We start from the raw sequence: 18,607 nt of genomic DNA, 5'->3' as shown, positions 1-18,607 counted from the left end.
TTGGGCCGGTTGGGGCTGGCTGAGGCCCCGGCCGGCCTCGGCCTGCCCGCCTCCGCCAGGCCTCCGCCAGGCCCCGTCAGACCTTCGGCGACCGCAGAAGTGCCCCGATGCGAGCCGCTGTCGTCGACAGATGGCGGCGGGCGTCGCGGAGTTGGTCCGGGGTGACTCCGTGGTCGCGGGCCGCGTCGCGGATGTCGTCGCGGAAGCGGTCCAGCAGGCGGTCCAGGTCGCGGGCCGGGTCGCCGGTGGGGTCCTCGTGGGCCCAGGACGGTTCGTACTCCGCGGGGAAGTCCTCGGCCGGGAAGTGCTCGGTGGGGAAGTGTTCGCCGGGGAAGTCCTCGGCGGGCGAGACGTGATGCGGGCCCGCGGGGGCGGCGGCGGGCTCGCGGGCCGGTTCCCCGGGGGTGCGGGGGGTGCTCCAGTTCTTGCCGAAGTCGCCCAGTTCCCTGGCCAGTTCGGAGAGGCCCTCGCGGACGCCCGTCGGCCAGTCGCCGTGTGTGAAGTGGTCCTGGACGCGGTCCTGGACCTGGCGGGCGATGCGCTGCATCTCCTCCTGCGCCTGGGCCCGCGCCCGCGCCTGCGCCTCCTGGGCCTGGTGGCGGGCCCGCTGGGCCTCCTCGCGGGCCCGGCGGCTCTCGTCCTTGGCCCGGCGGGCCTGCTCCTTCCACTCCTGCCTGACCCGGCGCATCTCCTCCTTGGCGGCCCGCCAGGCCTCCTTGTCGGTGAGGTCGCCGTACTCCCCGGAAGCGCCGGCCGCGCCCGCCTTCGCGCCGTGGCGGGCCTCGGACGCGGCCGCGCGCATCTCACGGCGCAGATCGCCGGCCGCGCCGCGCACATCGGCCTTGATCTCGGCGGCCAGTTCCGCGACCGACTCCCGGATCTCCAGCTCCAGGTCGGCCAGCTCGCCGCTGCGGTCGGCCAGTTCGGCGCGCCCGGCGTCCGTGATGGCGTACACCTTGCGGCCGCCCTCCGTGGTGTGCCTGACCAGGCCCTCGGTCTCCAGCTTGGCCAGACGGGGGTAGACCGTGCCCGCCGAGGGGGCGTACAGCCCCTGGAAGCGCTCCTCCAGGAGCCTGATCACCTCGTAGCCGTGGCGCGGGGCCTCGTCGAGCAGCTTGAGCAGGTACAGGCGCAGGCGCCCATGGGCGAAGACGGGAGGCATGTCAGAGCACCTTCTTGTCGGTCGTGCCGGCAGCCTGGTTGCTCGTGCCATCGGCCGGGGCGTCGGTGGTGGGGGTGGTGCCGGGGGCCGGTGAGGGCTCGGCGGGCTCGGCCTCCCACGGGGTGCCCGGCTCGTCCTCGCGCGGCGGCCGGCGCAACAGGGCGATCGAGCCGGAGACCGTGGTGGCCCGGAGCCGGCCGGTGCCCGCGCCGAGGCGGCCGCTGATCTTGTGGGCGCCCCACTGGCCGTGCACCCGCAGTCCGTCGAAGGCGTTGGAGATCGTACCGCTCGCCGTGTTCGCCTCCACCTCGGCGTCCGCCGGGTGGGGCAGGCGGATGGCGATCTCGCCGGAGACGCTGGTCAGGCCGACCTCCGTGGGGCCGTCCGGGTCCAGGTCGACGATCATGGAGCCGCTCACGGAGTCGGCGCGGACGGAGCGGCCGGATCCCTCGACCACCGTCAGGTCTCCCGAGACCGAGTTGAACCGCAGGTCGCCGGTGACGGCCTGGGCCTCCAGGCTTCCCGAGACGGTGTCCGCGCGGACCGGGCCCGAGACGCCGACCAGGGTCGTGTCACCGCTGACTCCCTTGACCACCGCGGGGCCGCGGATGCCGGAGACGACCGCGGCGGCGCTGACCACGCCCACCTCCACGCGGGTGTCGGCGGGGACCGCCAGGGTGACGACGGCGCTGCGCCTCCAGCCCTTGCGGTCGAGCCACTTCAGGAACCCCTTCCAGGGCAGATCCTCATAGGCCACGGTGAGGGTGCCGCCCGTCTGGGTGACCACCAGCGGTGGGCCCTCGATCTCCGAGACCTCCAGGCGGGCGGAACCTTCGTCCGTGCCCACCACGTTCACCGTTCCGTTGACGATGCGGACCTGGAGGTCGCTCACGGGGGTGTCAAAGGTCAGCTTCTGGGGCTCGGCGACGGACCACTCGGGCATGGGGGACCTCCTCGGCAGGCGCGGCCGCGACACGCCATATCGCGTCCTGTGTGAAACACGATATATCGTGGCTGCCGGAAGTCAAGGCACCTTTTCGCGGTGCGGCCCCGGGGTTGCATAGGCTGTCCCCGAAGCCATCACCAGCACGGATGTTCACGCAGGAGACGCACCCCATGTACTTCACCGACCGCGGTATCGAGGAGTTGGAGAAGCGGCGCGGCGAGGAGGAGGTCACCTTCGAGTGGCTCGCCGAGCAGCTGCGCACGTTCGTGGACCTCAACCCCGACTTCGAGGTGCCCGTGGAGCGGCTGGCCACCTGGCTCGCCCGGCTCGACGACGAGGACGACGAATAGCCCCCAGGGGCGATCGCCGGACGACGGGCGATCATCGGCCGTATCCCTTCTTGCCCCTCCCCCTCCCTTTCCCCGGGAGTTAGCCTTCTCCTCCCATCGGCGAACGGGGACGTCATGGCTGGCGGAGTCGAGCGGATACGGCTGGACGACGGGACCGTCGTCTGGGCCAGGGTCGGTGCGGCCGACGAGGGCGCGCTGTACGGGGGGTACGGCGGGGGATACGACGAGGGGTACCAGGACACCGGGCTCGGGGAGCGGGTCATCGACATGGCCGGCGGGCTGGCCGGCACGGTCGGCGGGGTCGTGCGCTCCCTGCGCGCCGGTCTGGACACACCGGCCTCCGTCGAGGTCTCCGTCAGCTTCGGGATCGAACTGACGGCGCAGGCCGGCAAGATCGTGAGCGCCATCGCGGAGGGTGGCGGCAAGTCCTCCCTCACCGTGTCCCTGACCTGGACCGAGCCGGCCACCACCGCCGGCGGTGCGGATCCCGCGGCACCCGGCGCGGGGGGCGTACCGCCGCGGTCGCCCGCCTCCGGCGCCGTATGAGCGCCTTCGCCCTGATGGTGCGCCCCTCGCTCGCACGCATCGGCGCACCGGGTGACGGGTATGCAACGGACCGTGACCCGTACTGGGGATCGGGCTTCTTCGTAGCCCCGGGCTGGCTGCTGACCTGTGCCCATGTCGTGGGCATGGGCGGCGCCGCGGTGTGCCGAGGGGAGAGCGCCATGAGCGTGACCTGGCTGGAGCGCGCCTCCGCCGGCGGCTGGGCGGAACGCACCGGCACCGGCACCGCCCGGCTCCTCGCCCCCCGCCCCGAGGCCGCGCGGGCGGTGCCGGGCCGCTGGCCGTTCCCGGATCTCGCGCTCGTCCGGGTCAGCGGCGCCGACGACGTGCCCTGCCTGTGGCTCGCCGACCGAGAAGCGGGCCCCCGGACCCCGGTCGGGCTCTACGGCTGGTCCGTGCGGACGGGCGAGCTGGGCATCCGGCACGGCGACGGAGAACTCGTCGGCGCCGACGCCCGGGCCCTGCTGCTCGCCGGGAACCTGCCGGTCGGCGGGCTGTCCGGTGGCCCGGTGCTAGACCTGCGGCACGGATCCGTCATCGGCGTGATCAAGGGGCGGGGCGCGGAGGACGGTGTCGCCGTCCCGGTCACCGCGCTGTACGAACTCCTCGACCTGCGGGACGGGGGCGGGGGCGCGACGGTGCGCGAGGTACTACGCGCACACGACCTGCACCATCAGCGCCGCCTCGACGACGCCTCCGCGGCCCCCTCCGCCGTCCCGCCGTACCCCGACTGGACCTCCTTCCAGGCCGAACTGCCCGGGCAGGCGCCCTCGGTCTCCGGGATCGGGGTGGAACTGCGCACCCGGCTCTACGGCCACCTCGCGCAGCTGCCGCCGCCGGCCGGTGCGGGCGAGGTCGTCCATCTGGTGGAGGACGTGAAGGAACAGGTGCGCGGCGAGCGCCTGTTGTCGCTGGTGCTGCCGCACGCGCGGACCTGGCGCGAGGGCGCCGGGCTGCTGTGCGGGCTGCGCACGCTGCAGCCGGGCGGCGGCGGCACGCTGGTCGATCTGGACGCCGTCCTGCTGTACGCGGCGAAGGTGGCTCGCAGGACAGCCCGGGAGCACGCGGACGAGGTGGATGCGGCGCGGCTGGGCGCGTTCACCGCCTGGATCGCCGGGCAGGCCGCCGGGCACCGGAACTGGGCGGTCGGCGAGGCCATCCGCGCACTGGTCGAAGGCATCGACAGCCCCCAGGGTCCACCGGGTGCCGGGAGTACCGAAGGCGGCACGGGTGGCGAGGGCGGTGCGGGCGGCGAGGCCGGGCCGCGTCCCTCCGCGCCGTCCGCCCCGGCCCCCACGGCCCGCACCGACGTCCTGGTCAAGGTCGGCGCGGCCATGTACGACGGCCGTTACCCCTGGAGCGTGCAGCTGATCTACGACGGCCGGGACATCACCCCGGTCGCCGCGGACGACCGGGGCGTGCGCGCCGACGAGCTGGTGCGGGTGCTGCGCGAGCCGCTGGCGCGGGCGCTGAGCCAGGGCGACCACGGCGAGCATCTGGCCGCGATCGAGGTGTTCCTGCCCCGCAGGCTGTTCGATCTGCCGGTGGACGAGTGGCAGCTGCTGCCCGAGCCGCCCGGCGGCGGACCCGGCGAGCACGACCGCGGCCCCTACGTGGGCGACGACGAGGACGACGAGGACGACTTCGTGGACGAGCGGGCCCTGCCGCTCGGCATGCGGCGGACCGTCGTGGTCCGGGACGGACGGCGGGGCGGCCTGCCGCCCTCCCCGGAGTGGCGGCGGCGCTGGAAGGGCGTGCGGCGCGGCCCGTTGACGCCCGGGACACTGCACGGGCGGCCGGCGGTCGAGGGGCATCCGCCCGGCGCCCGCCCCGGCGGCCGCTTTCCGTACTACGGCGCCCTGTCCGGGATGGACGACGCCTGCGTACCGGTCTACTGCGGACCCGTCGGCAGCGGAGAGGGGCTGGCCGCGATGAAAGACGCGTTGCGGGCCGGGCATTCGGTGGTGCTGTGGCGCAGGGACGGACACGATCACGAGGAGTGCGCGGCGTTCCACCGGCAGGCCGCCGGCCTGCTCGAGGCCGCCGGGCAGGCGAGCGGGCTGCACGGCCCGGTGCGTGATCTCCGGATCCGCCTCGCCGACCCGGACACCGCCCGAGCGCACGGACTGCGCGGGCAGCTCGCCGTGCTGTTCGACCCGCCGGACCGGCCGCCGCTCGGCGCGGAGGCGATGCGGCCGCCGCCGGCCGCGCCGGGCGGCTGACCCGGCGTCCGGGCCGGCCGGGTCCGGACACCTCGTCAACCTCCTTGATCCGTAAGGGCGTTCGCCAGGCCGGAAGTGAACGCCTCACGCCCTGAAGCTCGGCAGGCACGGCCCGCTGGCGGTAGCCTCGTAGGCCGGACGACCGGGACCCGCTGCATGATCACCAGAGCCGGGAGGAGCCCAAGGTGAACGACTGGCGGATCTACCGCGGAGTGGGTCAGCCGCACGACGGCGTACGGCGGTTGCCGGCGCCGCCGCCCTGGCGTGACTTCGCGGCGTCCCGGGAGAGCGGGGAAGAGGCGGGCCCGGAGGACCCGAGCAGCGCCCGCCGGCTCGGTGTGCGCCGTCGGCTGGTCGAGAGCTATGCGCCCCGGCCCGCCGAGGTCGACGCCGTCAACGCGGCCCTCTATCTGCGCCGCCCGCTGCTGGTGACCGGCAACCCGGGCACCGGGAAGTCGACCCTGGCCTACGCGATCGCCCATGAACTGGGCCTCGGCCGGGTGCTGCGCTGGCCGATCGTCAGCCGTACCGCGCTCCAGGACGGCCTGTACCGCTACGACGCGATAGGCCGCCTCCAGGACGTCCAGCTGGAGCGCGCCCGGGGTGGGACGGAGGGCGGGGCGGGCGCCTCGGGGATCGGCTCGTACATCCGGCTGGGGCCGCTCGGCACCGCGCTGCTGCCCGCCGCCGAGCCGCGCGTCCTGCTCATCGACGAACTCGACAAGAGCGACCTCGACCTGCCCAACGACCTGCTCAACACCCTGGAAGAGGGCGAGTTCTCGATTCCCGAGCTGGAGCGGCTGGCCGACCGCGAGCCCCTCGTGGAGGTGCTCACGGACGACGGCGAGCGGGTGGCCGTACGCGGCGGACGGATCGCCTGCACCGCCTTCCCGGTGATCGTCCTGACCTCCAACGGCGAACGCGACTTCCCCGCCCCGCTGCTGCGCCGCTGCGTCCAGCTGGAGCTGGAGGCGCCCGGCGAGGAGCAGCTCACCGCCATGGTCGAGGCGCATCTGGGCCCGGAGGGCGTCGCCGCGGGAACCGAGCTGATCCGGCGGTTCCTGGCGCGCGACCCGGGCGAGGTCCTCGCCGCGGACCAGCTGCTCAACGCCCTCTTCCTCACCCGGCACGACCCGCGCGCGCAGAGCCTCACCCGGGAGCGCATCGCCGAGATGCTCATGCAGCCGCTCGACCGTACGAGGTGATGGCCGGATGGCCGGCATGGGTCTGGACGAGCTGATCGGCAAGCTGCGCCAGGGCGGGCTCGACCTCACGGCCGAGGACGTGGCGGACGCGCTCTGGCTGGCCCGGCGGCTCGGCGCGGGCCCGGCGCGCGACGCCCCCGGGCCGTCCGCGGCCGGAGCCGGAACCGCGTCCGTCCGCCCGTCCGCAGCCGGCTCCCCGGCGCCGCAGCCGCCCGCCCCCGCCGCCCCGCCGGACGCCCCGGCAGGCACCCTCCCGCCGCACCCGGAGCCCTCCGCCCCGCCCGTTCTGCTGCACACGCGCACCGTGAGCCCCGATTCCGGGCGCCCGTCCGCCGAGGGCGGCTCCGCCGCGTTCCCGGTCCGCGCCCCCGCCGCCGGTGCGCTGCCCGGGCTGCTCGGCCTGGAGAAGGCGCTGCGCGCGCTGGGCCGCTACCACTCGGCCGCGCCCCGCGGCCGGGACGAGCGGATCGACGAGGAGGCCACCGCCGACCGCGCCGCCGCCAGCGGCATCCTGCTCCCCGTCACCCGGCCCGGCCGCCGCCGGCGCTGCGACGTCCAGCTCCTGATGGACACCGGCCCCGCGATGGCCGTCTGGGGGCGGATGGTGGAGGAGCTGCGCCAGGCCTGCCAGCAGTCCGGCGCGTTCGCCTCCGTCCGCGTCCACCATCTGTACGGAGAGGCTGGAGACGCCGGGTCCGCCGGGGCGTCCGGCATCCCGCTCGTCGGTACGACCGCCGGTCCCGGCCGGCACACCCGGCTGCGCCCGGCCGACGAGCTGCACGACCCCACCGGCCGCCGGATCACCTTCGTCATCAGCGACTGCGTGGGCCCGCTCTGGCAGAACGGCAGCGCCCAGCGGCTGCTGCACGCATGGCCACGCGGCGCCCCGCTCGCCGTCGTCCAGCCGCTGCCGCCGCGCCTGTGGGGCCGTACCGCGCTGCCCGCCGAACCCGGAGTGCTGGTGCGCGGCGCCGAGACCGGCGGACGGCTGGCCTTCGTCCCCGACGACGAGCCCTGGGAGGAACCCGCCGCGGACGCCCGGCCGGTGCCCGTGCTGCAGCCCACCCCGGACGCCTTCGGCGCCTTCGCCCGCCTGCTCGCGGGCACCGGCCCCACCAGCGAGCGCGCCTGGGCCGCGCTCACCGGCCCCGGTACGGCCCCGCCGCCCGCCCCGGCCGCCGCGGGCCCGTCCGGCGACGACGACCTGCTGCGCGCGTTTCGCGCCGGAGCCTCGCCGGGTGCGCTGCGGCTCGCGGTCTATCTCGCCGCGGCCCCGCTCACGCTGCCCGTGATGCAGCTCGTGCAGCGGGCCATGCTGCCCGACACCGGGCCCATGGAGCTGGCCGAGGTGCTGCTCGGCGGCCTGCTGACCCAGCTGCCCGGCACCGCCGACCAGCCCTGCTTCGCCTATCCGGGCCGGGTGCAGGACCTGCTGCTGGCCTCCCTCGACCAGGACACCGCAGGGCTCGTCCTGAAGCACTGCTCGGCCTATGTGGAGCGGCACTTCGGCCGGGGCACCCGGAACTTCGCCGCGCTCGCCGCCGCCCGGCTCACCGACCGCGACCCGGACGGCGGCACGGGGCCGCTGCCCGAGGACAGCGGGGCGCAGGGCGAGGGCGGCAGCGCCGAGGCCGAGCTGTTCGCCCGGGTCCCGGCCCGTGTGCTGCGCTTCTACCAGCCCGAGAACCCGGCCCGCGACCCGCTCACCGAGGCCGGCCGGCTGTTCGAGGAGTGGCGGCGCCACGGCGACCCCGAGGTGCTGCGGCGGGCCCGCGACCTCGCCCGTACGGCGGCCGCCGAGGCCGGCGAGGGGACCGCCGGGCCGGCCCGGCTGCTGCTCGGCCGGGTGCTGCGGGCCGAAGCGGGTACGGCGGCCGTGCGCACGGCGGGCCGGCGCGAGGAGCTGCTGCGCGCGGCCGTCACCGAACTCGCCGCCGCCCACGCGGCGGCCGCCGCCGACAGCCGCGAACACGCCGAGTCGGCCCTTGAACTCGCCTCCGTTCGCCGGGAGTTGTGGCAGTCGACGGCCGAGGCCGGCCAGCTCACGGCCGCGCTGGAGGTGCTCGATCCGGACCGTGCTCCCTGGCCGGGCCCGGCCGGCGGCGCACGCGCGTGGGCCCGGTCGCGGCAGCGGCACGACAGCGGGCCGGACAGCGCAGGGGTGCCCTGGGCCGTCGGTGCGCATCGGGCCCGGCTGCTGCTGCGTGGCCGGATCCTGCTGGAGCTGCGGCGTGCCGCTGCCGCCGCGCCCGAACTGACGGAAGGCTGCGCCCTGTTGGACCTCGAAGAGGCCACCGATGCCATGCGGGCTTCCGCGGCGCTCGATCTGGCGCGGGCGCTGCGGGCCGCCGGGGCGGACGACGCCGAGACGCGCCGGGCGCTGGAGCGGGCCGAGCAGGCCGCCGGGGACGATCCCGCCCTGCTGCTGCCCGTCCTGGCCGCGCTGGCCGCGTTCCACGACGAGACCGGGCACAGCCGCCGGGCCGACGCGCACTACGAGCGGGCCGTGCTGCTCGCCCCCGCCGACAGCGCCCTGCGCTGCCGGCTGCTGACCGCCTGGGGCGAGTCGCTGCTGCGCCGGGCCTCGGCGGGGGACGGCGCGGGGATCGTGGACCGCGCCGAGTATGTGCTGCGCGAGGCGCTGAAGGTGCTGCCGGCGCGTTCGGCCCAGCGCGGCCGGCTGCAGGGGCTGGTCGGCAGCGCGCTCGCCCAGCGGTTCCGCCATCTCGGCTTCCTGCCGGATCTGTTCGAGAGCCGTCATCTGCTCGGCCAGGCCCTGCGTGCCGCCGCCGACGCGGCCGTACGCGCCGAGGTGTGGCTGCAGTTGGGGCGGGTGCGGCTGGAGGGCTGGTACCGCGCGGGGGCGCCGGGGCTGATGGAGGCGCTGCAGGCCTACGAGAGTGCCGAGCGGGAGGCGCTGGCCGCGCACGGCGGCGAGCCCGGCTCGGTGACCGCGGCCAGGGCCTGGCACGGCAGTGGCACGGTGCTGGCCCTGCTGGGGCGGCCGGGGGCGGCGCGGGGCGCCTACCGGGCGGCCCGGGAGCAGTGGCAGCGGCTGTCCGGGGCGCTGCGGGAGGTGGACTGGGCGGACGTCGAGGAGACCAGGCGGGCGGAGACGGTCCTCGGCGCGGAGGGGGTGCGGTGGGATGACGTACGGGGGATGCCGGAGGCGGAATGGGGCCGGCTTGCGCCCCCTTGGTATCCATGGACCGAGGAATGGTCCAACTGGTCCGATTGTGACCGGAGTTGATCGATTCGGTGTTTCCTCCTCCCTTGCGTCGGGAAGAACTGGGCAGCCGCTGTGGCCGTGCGGGGCGGGTACCGGCAGGGAGGAGCCGAGGGTGGCGGAGCAGAGGAAAGGAGCGGCCGGTCCCGGTGCGGACCGCGAACGGACCGCACTCCTGTCCGGCCTCACCGACATCGACCTGCGGACATTGCGTGCCATGGACGATCCGGGCCTCATGACGGCGGTGGGTGACGTCCTGGGTCGGGCCCGGGAGTTCGGCGAGGTCTGGTACGTCGGCGAGGAGGGCACCGGGAAGCACCGGCCCCCGCCCGGCGACCGTACGTTTTTGGCCCAAGTGGCCGCGCGCGACCCCGGTGAGGACGACCGGGGATGACCCCGGCGCCGGTCTCCGCCGGGGCCATCCGGGAACTCGCGACGACCCGGCCCGCGCCCGCGGGCACCGCGGCACTGCGTGCCGCACTCCACGCGCGTCGCATGCTGCTCCTGAAGGCCGTCCTGGTGACGGCCGAACGGGCGCGGCCCTCGCTCGCGCCGTCCGTCCGGACCCGCTTCGAGGCCGACTGGGTGCTGCTGGAGCGGGCGGAGCGGACCGACCCGGCGGCCGTCCGCGACCTCGTCGACTACCCCATGACCGGCGCCTGGCTCGGCGCGGTCCTCGCCGCCGGCGAAGGCCCGGACCTGGCCGGGCAGTTGCCCTACCTCACCGGACTGGCCCTGGCCGCCGCCGTGCGCGCGGGCTGTCCGGCCCGGGGGGAACGTCCGGCGCCCTCGGGCCGCCTGGTGCTGCCGGGGCTCGGCGTGCTGAGCTGCCCCTCCGGCCGCGCCCTGCTCGGCGGCCGGCCCGGACTGATGCGCATCACGGACGCCGCCGGCGCCGCCGAGGTGCTGCTCACCCGCCCCGCGGCGGGCGCCCGCCGGCCGGCCCGCGGCGGCACCGGCTGGCTCGGCCTGCGCACGCTGCCCGGCAGCGCCGTACTCCTCGACGACCTCGACCCCTACCGGGTGCCCGCGCACGGCATCGGACCCGCGGCCCTGCCCGCCGCCCGGCGACCGCACTCCACGCCCGCCGCGTGGGCCGCGCGCTGGCGCGCCGCGCGGGCGCTGCTGACGGAGGCCGATCCCGCCCGGGCCGCGGAGACCGGATCCGTGCTGCGTGCGGTGGTCCCCCTCGCACCGTCCGGGCGTCCGGGCGGCCCCGTGATGAGCGCCACCCTGCGCGCCGCCCCCGGCGCGCTGCTCAGCCAGCTGCCCGAGGACGCGGGCGACCTGGCCGAGACCCTGGTCCACGAGACCCAGCACACCAAACTGGCCACCCTGCACGAACTGGTCCCGCTGTACCGGCCGGGCGGCGCCCGGTACCGGGTGGGCTGGCGCCCCGACCCGCGTCCGGTGCCCGGCGTGCTCCAGGGCGTCTACGCCCACCTCGCCCTCGCCGACCTGTGGCGCCGGGCCGGGAACGGGCCCCGGCTCGGCCACGGCTGGCGCGATCGCGCCGAGCGTCTGTTCGACACCCGCTGGGATCAGGTGGGCCAAGCCTTGTCCATCCTCCGAGAATCCGATGAACTGACCTGTGCGGGGCGGGAGTTCGTCCAGGAGATGGAACGGCACCACGCGAGTCTCGGCGTGGCGGCCCGAAGCCCGGGGTGACAGCTCGTACATGGTGGGTTGCGCTAGGTTAGGCGGGCGCTCGTCCGGAGGTCGGGCACGGGAACAGGAGCGGCGATGGCGGAACAGCGGCGGTCGGACACGGACGGTGCGGCACAGCACTTCCTGGTGGTCTTCCCCGGTTACCACCGCTCATGGGCGGCGTGGATCGCGCAGACCCTCGAACGCCACGGCCACCGGGCCACCCTGCAACGCTGGGACCCGCCACGCGAGGTACCGCTGGAGGACTCGCTCGGCGATCTGCTGCTGTCCAGCGGCCGGGTGCTGCTGGTGCTCAACGACTGGTTCTTCGAGCTGGGCCCCCGCGCGGCGGGTGAATGGAACGACGTCCTGCGCGGTTTCGTCGCCCACCACGCCGACCGCTTCGCCGCCGTCAACCTCACCAACCGTCCGCTGCTGCCGGCCACCGCCGTCCTCGAACCGGCCAGCCTCTGGGCGCTCAGCGAGGAGGCCGCCGAGGAACGCCTGCTCAGCCGGCTCGGCCTGGACCGCCGGCGCACCCCCCGCAGCCTCCCCGGCGGCCGGGTCCGCTACCCGGAGAACCGCTCCGACGTCTGGGGCGAGGTCCCCCGCCGCAACCCGCGCTTCACCGGCCGCGACGATCTGCTGGGCGAGATCCACCAGCGGCTGTCCGACGCCGAGCGCGGCGCCTCCGCCTGCACCCTGCTCGGCATGTCCGGCATCGGCAAGACCCAGCTGGCCGCCGAGTTCGCGCACCGCTTCAGCACCGACTACGACCTGGTCTGGTGGGTCAACTCCGACGACCGCAACATCCAGCGCGACCGCTTCGGCGAACTCGCCGTGGAACTCGGCCTGCCCATCGGCAGCGAGCCCGGCGAACGCATCCGCGCCGTCCGCGACGCGCTGCGCCGGGGCGAGCCGTACGCCAACTGGCTGATCATCTTCGACGGCTGGGACGACTCCGAGGGCATCAACACCCTGCTCCCGCAGGGCCCCGGCCATGTCCTGGTCACCTCCCGCAACCGGGCCTGGAGCGAGTACACCGACGTCCTGGAGGTACCGGCCTTCCTGCGCGCCGAGTCCACCGGCTACCTCATGCGCCGCGCCCCGCACATCACCGCGACCGAGGCGGACGAGGTCGCCGCCGAGTTCGGCGACGTACCGCTGCCCCTGGTGCAGGCCGCCTCCTGGCTCGGCGAGTCCCACATGGAGGTGCCCGAGTACCTGCGGATGGTGCGCGAACGCCGGCTGTCCACCGTCGACGAGCCCGCCACCGGCGAGGGCTTCCCGCAGTCCTCCATGACCTCCTGGTCGATACTGCTCAACCGGCTGCGCCGCTCCCAGCCCCAGGCCATCGACGTCCTCGGCCTGTGCACCTCTTTCGCCCCGGGACGCATCCCGCTCGGCCTGATCCGCGCCTACCCGCAGACGGACCTCCCCGAGGAACTGCGCTGGATGGCCACCGACCTGCCCGCCTGGACCCGGGCCCTGGACACCCTCGTCAACTACTCCGTCCTCACCCGGGAGTCGCGCGGCCCGCTGGGCGCGGACATGGGCCCGCACCAGGAGTCCGTGCACATGCACCGGCTCGTCCACGACATCGTCTCCAAGCTGACCAGCGAGGAGAACCGGGCCATCCACCGCCGGGCGGTGCGCACCCTGCTCGCCGAGGCCGACCCCGGCAACCCGGCCGACAGCCGCAACTGGCCGCGCTACGCCGAACTGCTGCCGCACCTCGAACCCTCCGGCGCGCTGAGCAGCGGACAGGCCCGCGTCCGGGCCACCGTCCTGAACTGCCTCCAGTACTGCCGCAGCAGCGGCGAGTACAACAGCGGCCTCGAACTGGCCCAGAAGATCCGCGACCGATGGTCGGGCACCCTGGACCCGCTGGAGCCGGCCATGCTCGACCTGACCCGGACCGAGAGCTTCATCATGCGGGCCAGCGGCCGGTTCCGCGACGCCTACGATCTGGACCGACGCTTCCTGGAGCGGGTGCAGTCCGCCCCCCGGCGCGACGAGCTGGCCGAGCTGATCACCCAGGGATCCGTCTCCGGCGACCTGCGCTTCCTCGGCCGGTACGAGGAGGCGTACACCCTGCAGCGGCAGGTCCTGGAGGGCCATGAACGGCTCCTCGGGACCGACGAGGCCGCGACCCTCGTCGCCCGGCACAACCTCGGCGTCGGCCTGCGCCTGCTCGGCCGCTACGCCGAGGCCTACGAACTCGATCTGGAGACCCTGTCCCTGCGGGAGAACGTGCTGCGCGCCCGGCACATCAGCACGCTCAACTCCGGCAGCGCGGTCGGGCACGACCTCAGACTGCTGGGCCGGTACCGGGACGCGCTGTCCCGCCAGGAGCCGCTGGTCCGCCTCCATGTGCAGGTACTCGGCCCACAGCACCCGCAGACCCTGGAGGCCCGCGTCCAGCTCGCCCTGTGCCGGCGCCGCGAGGGCGGACCCAGCCAGGACGTCAGCGCCGGCATGGCCACACTGCTCGACCAACTCGCCCAGCTGCACGGCCGCGAGCACTACCGCACGCTGTCCTTCCTCACCGCCTACGGCAACTATCTGCGCGAGCACGGGGATCTGAGCCGGGCCCGCGAGCTGATCGACGAGGCCGAGGCCGGCTACCGTTCCCTGCTCGGCCCCGCCCACCCCATCGCCACCGGCATGCTCTCCAACACCGCGCTCGTCATGCAGGTGGCCGGCGAGCGGGCCGAGGCACTGGCCATGCAGGAGGCCGCGCTGGCCGGGCTCACCTCCACCCTCACCGCCGACCATCCCTGGGTCCTCGGCTGCGCCCTCAACACGGCCGCCGCGCGCAACATCAACGGCCGGATCACCGAGGCCACGGAGCTGAGCCGGGAGACCCTGCGCCGGGCCCGGCACACCCTGGGCCACGAGCATCCGCTCACCCTGTCCTGCCAGGTCGCCCTCGCCGCGGACCTGCGGGCCGTGCACGAGCAGGAAGAGGCCGGAAAGCTGGAGGAAGACGCCCTGCTCACCCTCACCCGCACCCTGGGCGCCCAGCACACCCACACGATCTCGGCCCGCCAACGGGTGCGGCCCTACTGGGACTTCGAGGCGTACCTGGGCTGACGGCACGATCACGGGCGCGGTCGGCTGCAACCCCCTGGGGGCGCGGGGAACTGCGCGACCGGCCAGGACGGACCGGCAGCCGCGAACGGTCTCAACCACCCCCTGGGTAGGCGAAGGGCCCGGTACGAGTGAGAACTCGGTACCGGGCCCAGACGTTCGGCCGAACCGCCGGAGGCCTACGCCTCGAAGACCTCACGCACCAGCTGCTCCTGCTCGGCCTGGTGCCGCTTGGCGGAGCCGACGGCCGGGGACGAGCCGTGCGGGCGCGAGATGCGGCGCAGCCGCTCGCCGTGCGGGACGTCCGCGCCGACCGCCAGGTCCAGGTGGTCGATCAGGTTGAGCGCGATGAACGGCCAGGCACCCTGGTTCGCCGGCTCCTCCTGCGCCCACAGGTACTTCTCGGCGTTCGGGTACTTCTTGATCTCCGCCTGCAGCTCGGCACCCGGCAGCGGGTACAGCCGCTCGATGCGGATGATCGCCGTGTCCGTGACGCCGCGCTTCTGACGCTCGGCCTCCAGGTCGTAGTACAGCTTGCCGGCCACGAAGACGACCTTGCGGACCGCGGCCGGGTCCACCGTGGCGTCCCCGATGACGGGACGGAACTGACCCGACGTGAACTCCTCCGTCTTCGACGCGGCGGCCTTCAGGCGCAGCATCGACTTCGGGGTGAAGACCACCAGCGGCTTGTGGTGCGGGTTGTGCACCTGCCACCGCAGGAGGTGGAAGTAGTTCGACGGCAGGGTCGGCATGGCGACCGTCATGTTGTTCTGCGCGCAGAGCTGGAGGAACCGCTCGACACGGGCCGAGGAGTGGTCCGGGCCCTGGCCCTCGTAGCCGTGGGGGAGGAGGAGGGTGACGCCGCTCGTCTGGCCCCACTTCTGCTCGGCCGCCGAGATGTACTCGTCGACCACCGTCTGGGCGCCGTTGACGAAGTCACCGAACTGCGCCTCCCACATCACGAGCGCGTCGGGGCGGGCCAGCGAGTAGCCGTACTCGAAGCCCATGACCGCGTACTCGGACAGCAGGGAGTTGTAGACGTTGTAGCGCGACTGCTCCTCGGCGAGGTACTGCAGCGGGGTGTACTCCTCGCCCGTCTCGCGGTCGATGAGGACCGCGTGGCGCTGGCCGAAGGTGCCGCGCTGGGAGTCCTGGCCGGACAGCCGGACCGGGATGCCCTCAAGGAGCAGGGAGCCCACAGCCAGCGTTTCGCCCATGCCCCAGTCGATCGTGCCGTCCTCGACCATCGTCGCCCGGCGCTGCAGCTGCGGCAGCAGACGCGGGTGGACGTGGAACGAGTCCGGGATGTTGACCTGGGACTCGGCGATGCGCTTGACGACCTCCGAGGAGATCGCGGTGCTCACGGCGACCGGGAAGTCCGCCTGCGGGTCCGCCACCGGGCCGGTGGACTGCTGGGCCGTGACGGCCTCGCGGACCTCGGTGAAGACCTTCTCCAGCTGGCCCTGGTAGTCCTGCAGGGCCTGCTCGGCCTCTTCCAGGGTGATGTCGCCGCGACCGATCAGGGACTCGGTGTAGAGCTTGCGCACCGAGCGCTTCTTGTCGATCAGGTCGTACATCAGCGGCTGGGTGAAGGCCGGGTTGTCCGACTCGTTGTGACCGCGGCGGCGGTAGCAGATGAGGTCGATCACCACGTCCTTGTTGAACGCCTGGCGGAACTCGAAGGCCAGCCGCGCGACGCGGACCACGGCCTCCGGGTCGTCGCCGTTCACGTGGAAGATCGGGGCCTCGATCATGCGGGCCACGTCCGTCGCGTACATGGAGGAACGCGAGGACTCGGGGGCCGCGGTGAAGCCGACCTGGTTGTTGATGACGATGTGGACCGTGCCGCCGGTGCGGTAGCCGCGCAGCTGCGACATGTTCAGGGTCTCGGCCACCACGCCCTGGCCCGCGAAGGCCGCGTCGCCGTGCAGCGCGACCGGCAGGACCGTGAAGTCCGTGCCGCCCTTGTTGATGATGTCCTGCTTGGCGCGGGCGATGCCCTCGATGACCGGGTCGACCGTCTCCAGGTGGGACGGGTTGGCGGCCAGCGAGACGGTGATCTGCTCGCCGTCCAGGCCGGTGAAGGTGCCCTGGGCGCCCAGGTGGTACTTCACGTCGCCGGAGCCGTGCATCGACTTCGGGTCGAGGTTGCCCTCGAACTCGCGGAAGATCTGCGCGTACGACTTGCCGACGATGTTCGCAAGAACGTTCAGCCGGCCACGGTGGGCCATGCCGATGACGACCTCGTCCAGCCGGGACTCGGCCGCGGAGTCGATCACCGCGTCCAGCAGCGGGATGACCGACTCGCCGCCCTCCAGCGAGAACCGCTTCTGGCCGACGTACTTCGTCTGCAGGAAGGTCTCGAAGGCCTCCGCCGCGTTCAGCCGGCGCAGGATCCGCAGCTGCTCCTCGCGCTCCATCTTGGAGTGCGGGCGCTCCACCCGGTCCTGGATCCACTTGCGCTGCTTGGGGTCCTGGATGTGCATGAACTCGATGCCGGTGGTGCGGCAGTACGAGTCGCGCAGGACGCCGAGGATGTCGCGCAGCTTCATCATCGACTTGCCGGCGAAGCCGCCGACCGCGAAGTCGCGCTCCAGGTCCCACAGGGTGAGCCCGTGCTCGGTGATGTCCAGGTCGGGGTGCTTGCGCTGCTTGTACTCCAGCGGGTCGGTGTCGGCCATGACGTGGCCGCGGACCCGGTAGGAGTGGATCAACTCGAAGACGCGGGCGGCCTTGGTGACGTCGTCGTCGTGCGAGGCGTCGATGTCCTTGAGCCAGCGGACCGGCTCGTAGGGGATGCGCAGGGCCTCGAAGATGTCGTCGTAGAAGCCGTTCTCGCCCAGCAGCAGGTTCGCGACCTGGCGCAGGAACTCGCCGGAGGCCGCGCCCTGGATCACCCGGTGGTCGTAGGTCGACGTGAGCGTCATGACCTTGGAGACACCGAGCTTGTTCAGGGTGTCCTGGCTGGTGCCCTGGAACTCGGCCGGGTAGTCCATGGAGCCGACGCCCATGATCACGGACTGGCCGGGCATCAGACGCGGCACGGAGTGGACGGTGCCGAGGCCGCCGGGGTTGGTCAGGGAGACCGTGACACCGGTGAAGTCGTCCATCGTCAGCTTGCCGTCACGGGCGCGGCGGACGATGTCCTCGTAGGCCTGCCAGAACTCGAAGAAGTTCAGCGTCTCGGCCTTCTTGATGGCGGCCACGACGAGCTGGCGGTCGCCGTTGGGCTTCACCAGGTCGATGGCCAGGCCGAGGTTGACGTGGGCCGGCTTGATGAGGGTCGGCTTGCCGTCCTTCTCGCCGAACGCGTAGTTCATCGGCGGCATGGCCTTGATGGCCTGCACCATCGCGTACCCGATCAGGTGCGTGAAGGAGATCTTCCCGCCGCGGGCGCGCTTGAGGTGGTTGTTGATGACGATGCGGTTGTCGAACAGCAGCTTCACCGGGACCGCGCGGACCGAGGTGGCCGTCGGCAGCTCCAGCGAGGCGTTCATGTTCTTCGCGACCGCGGCGGCCGGGCCGCGCAGCGTGACCAGCTCCGGGCCCTCCGGGGCCGCGGCGGCCGGGGCGGGCTTGGCGGCCGCCGGCTTCGGCTGAGCGGGCGCCTGTGCGGGCTGCGCCGGCTTGGCCGGGGCCTTCGCCGCGGGAGCCGGAGCCGCGGCGGGCTTCGGCGCGGCCACGGGAGCCGGGGCGGCGGCCTGGGGGGCCGGGGCCGCGGGCTGGGCCGGCGGGGCCGTGGTGGTGGTCCCTGCGGCCCCCGCGGCCGCAGTACCCGCCGCAGCCGGGGTGGCAGGAGCGCCCGGCTTGTAATCGGCGAAGAAGTCCCACCAGGCGCGGTCTACCGAATTCGGGTCCTGGAGGTACTGCTGATAGATCTCGTCGACGAGCCACTCGTTCGGACCGAACGCGGCAGCGGGGTTCTTCCCGGCTTGGTCGTCGGTCGAGACGCTCGGGTTACTGGGGGACTGTGGCGACACGGCGGCAACCGCCCTCTTCCGCTTCACAAGGTGATGGACAGCGGGAATAAAGGCTACGCCTCCACAGCCGGGAAGGTCAGGTCGGGCAAGGTCATCGTCGCGTAAGTCACATCGAAAATCTTGTTTCAGGGCTTGATATGGCGGGAAACAAGCGTGGTTCCGCAGATGAGAGGGTGCGCCGACTCCGGCCCGCAGCGCCGTCCTTCCACGGA

General features: G+C 73.8%; 11 protein-coding genes. 8 read left to right on the top strand and 3 right to left on the bottom strand.

Going from position 1 to position 18,607, the window contains the following annotated elements:
- Nucleotides 1-76: 76 nt before the first annotated feature.
- Nucleotides 77-1,162: a helix-turn-helix transcriptional regulator gene (locus tag AB0L75_RS25735; protein WP_365184996.1), complete on the bottom strand. Its 1,086-nt coding sequence runs from the start codon at nucleotides 1,160-1,162 to the stop codon at nucleotides 77-79.
- 1 nt (nucleotide 1,163) lies between these two features.
- Nucleotides 1,164-2,105, bottom strand: a complete 942-nt coding sequence (locus AB0L75_RS25730; RefSeq protein ID WP_365184993.1) for a DUF4097 family beta strand repeat-containing protein — start codon at nucleotides 2,103-2,105, stop codon at nucleotides 1,164-1,166.
- A gap of 173 nt (nucleotides 2,106-2,278) precedes the next feature.
- Between AB0L75_RS25730 and AB0L75_RS25725 the strand changes: the two genes are divergently transcribed.
- The 8 genes from AB0L75_RS25725 (at nucleotide 2,279) to fxsT (ending at nucleotide 14,418) form a co-directional block, all read left to right on the top strand.
- Nucleotides 2,279-2,458 carry a DUF6104 family protein gene (locus AB0L75_RS25725; RefSeq protein WP_003992906.1) on the top strand — a complete coding sequence of 60 codons (180 nt, stop codon included), beginning with the start codon at nucleotides 2,279-2,281 and terminating at the stop codon, nucleotides 2,456-2,458.
- A gap of 114 nt (nucleotides 2,459-2,572) precedes the next feature.
- Nucleotides 2,573-3,004, top strand: a complete 432-nt coding sequence (locus AB0L75_RS25720) for a CU044_2847 family protein (protein WP_365184990.1) — start codon at nucleotides 2,573-2,575, stop codon at nucleotides 3,002-3,004.
- Complete coding sequence (locus AB0L75_RS25715; RefSeq protein ID WP_365184989.1) at nucleotides 3,001-5,244, top strand: trypsin-like peptidase domain-containing protein; 2,244 nt, start codon at nucleotides 3,001-3,003, stop codon at nucleotides 5,242-5,244. The genes AB0L75_RS25720 and AB0L75_RS25715 overlap by 4 nt, the downstream gene beginning before the upstream one ends.
- A 185-nt stretch (nucleotides 5,245-5,429) precedes the next feature.
- Nucleotides 5,430-6,449 carry a MoxR family ATPase gene (locus AB0L75_RS25710; RefSeq protein WP_365184987.1) on the top strand — a complete coding sequence of 340 codons (1,020 nt, stop codon included), beginning with the start codon at nucleotides 5,430-5,432 and terminating at the stop codon, nucleotides 6,447-6,449.
- A gap of 7 nt (nucleotides 6,450-6,456) precedes the next feature.
- Nucleotides 6,457-9,699 (top strand): SAV_2336 N-terminal domain-related protein, encoded by a 3,243-nt coding sequence (locus AB0L75_RS25705; protein ID WP_365184984.1) that lies wholly within the window; start codon nucleotides 6,457-6,459, stop codon nucleotides 9,697-9,699.
- A 91-nt stretch (nucleotides 9,700-9,790) separates the two neighbouring features.
- Entirely contained in the window at nucleotides 9,791-10,069 is a 279-nt protein-coding gene (locus tag AB0L75_RS25700; protein ID WP_365184983.1) for a hypothetical protein, read from the top strand.
- Nucleotides 10,066-11,343 carry an HEXXH motif-containing putative peptide modification protein gene (locus AB0L75_RS25695; RefSeq protein ID WP_365184981.1) on the top strand — a complete coding sequence of 426 codons (1,278 nt, stop codon included), beginning with the start codon at nucleotides 10,066-10,068 and terminating at the stop codon, nucleotides 11,341-11,343. The genes AB0L75_RS25700 and AB0L75_RS25695 overlap by 4 nt, the downstream gene beginning before the upstream one ends.
- 75 nt (nucleotides 11,344-11,418) lie before the next feature.
- Nucleotides 11,419-14,418, top strand: coding sequence for an FxSxx-COOH system tetratricopeptide repeat protein (gene fxsT / locus AB0L75_RS25690; RefSeq protein ID WP_365184978.1), 3,000 nt, complete (start codon nucleotides 11,419-11,421; stop codon nucleotides 14,416-14,418).
- A gap of 176 nt (nucleotides 14,419-14,594) precedes the next feature.
- On the opposite strand, the gene AB0L75_RS25685 is transcribed toward fxsT, so the two are convergent.
- On the bottom strand, nucleotides 14,595-18,395 hold the full coding sequence (locus AB0L75_RS25685) for a multifunctional oxoglutarate decarboxylase/oxoglutarate dehydrogenase thiamine pyrophosphate-binding subunit/dihydrolipoyllysine-residue succinyltransferase subunit (RefSeq protein ID WP_365184975.1): 3,801 nt from the start codon (nucleotides 18,393-18,395) through the stop codon (nucleotides 14,595-14,597).
- Nucleotides 18,396-18,607 lie beyond the last annotated feature (212 nt).

Source organism: Streptomyces sp. NPDC052101, assembly GCF_040680235.1.
Lineage (GTDB): Bacteria > Actinomycetota > Actinomycetes > Streptomycetales > Streptomycetaceae > Streptomyces.
This window is presented reverse-complemented; position numbering and strand designations above follow the sequence as displayed.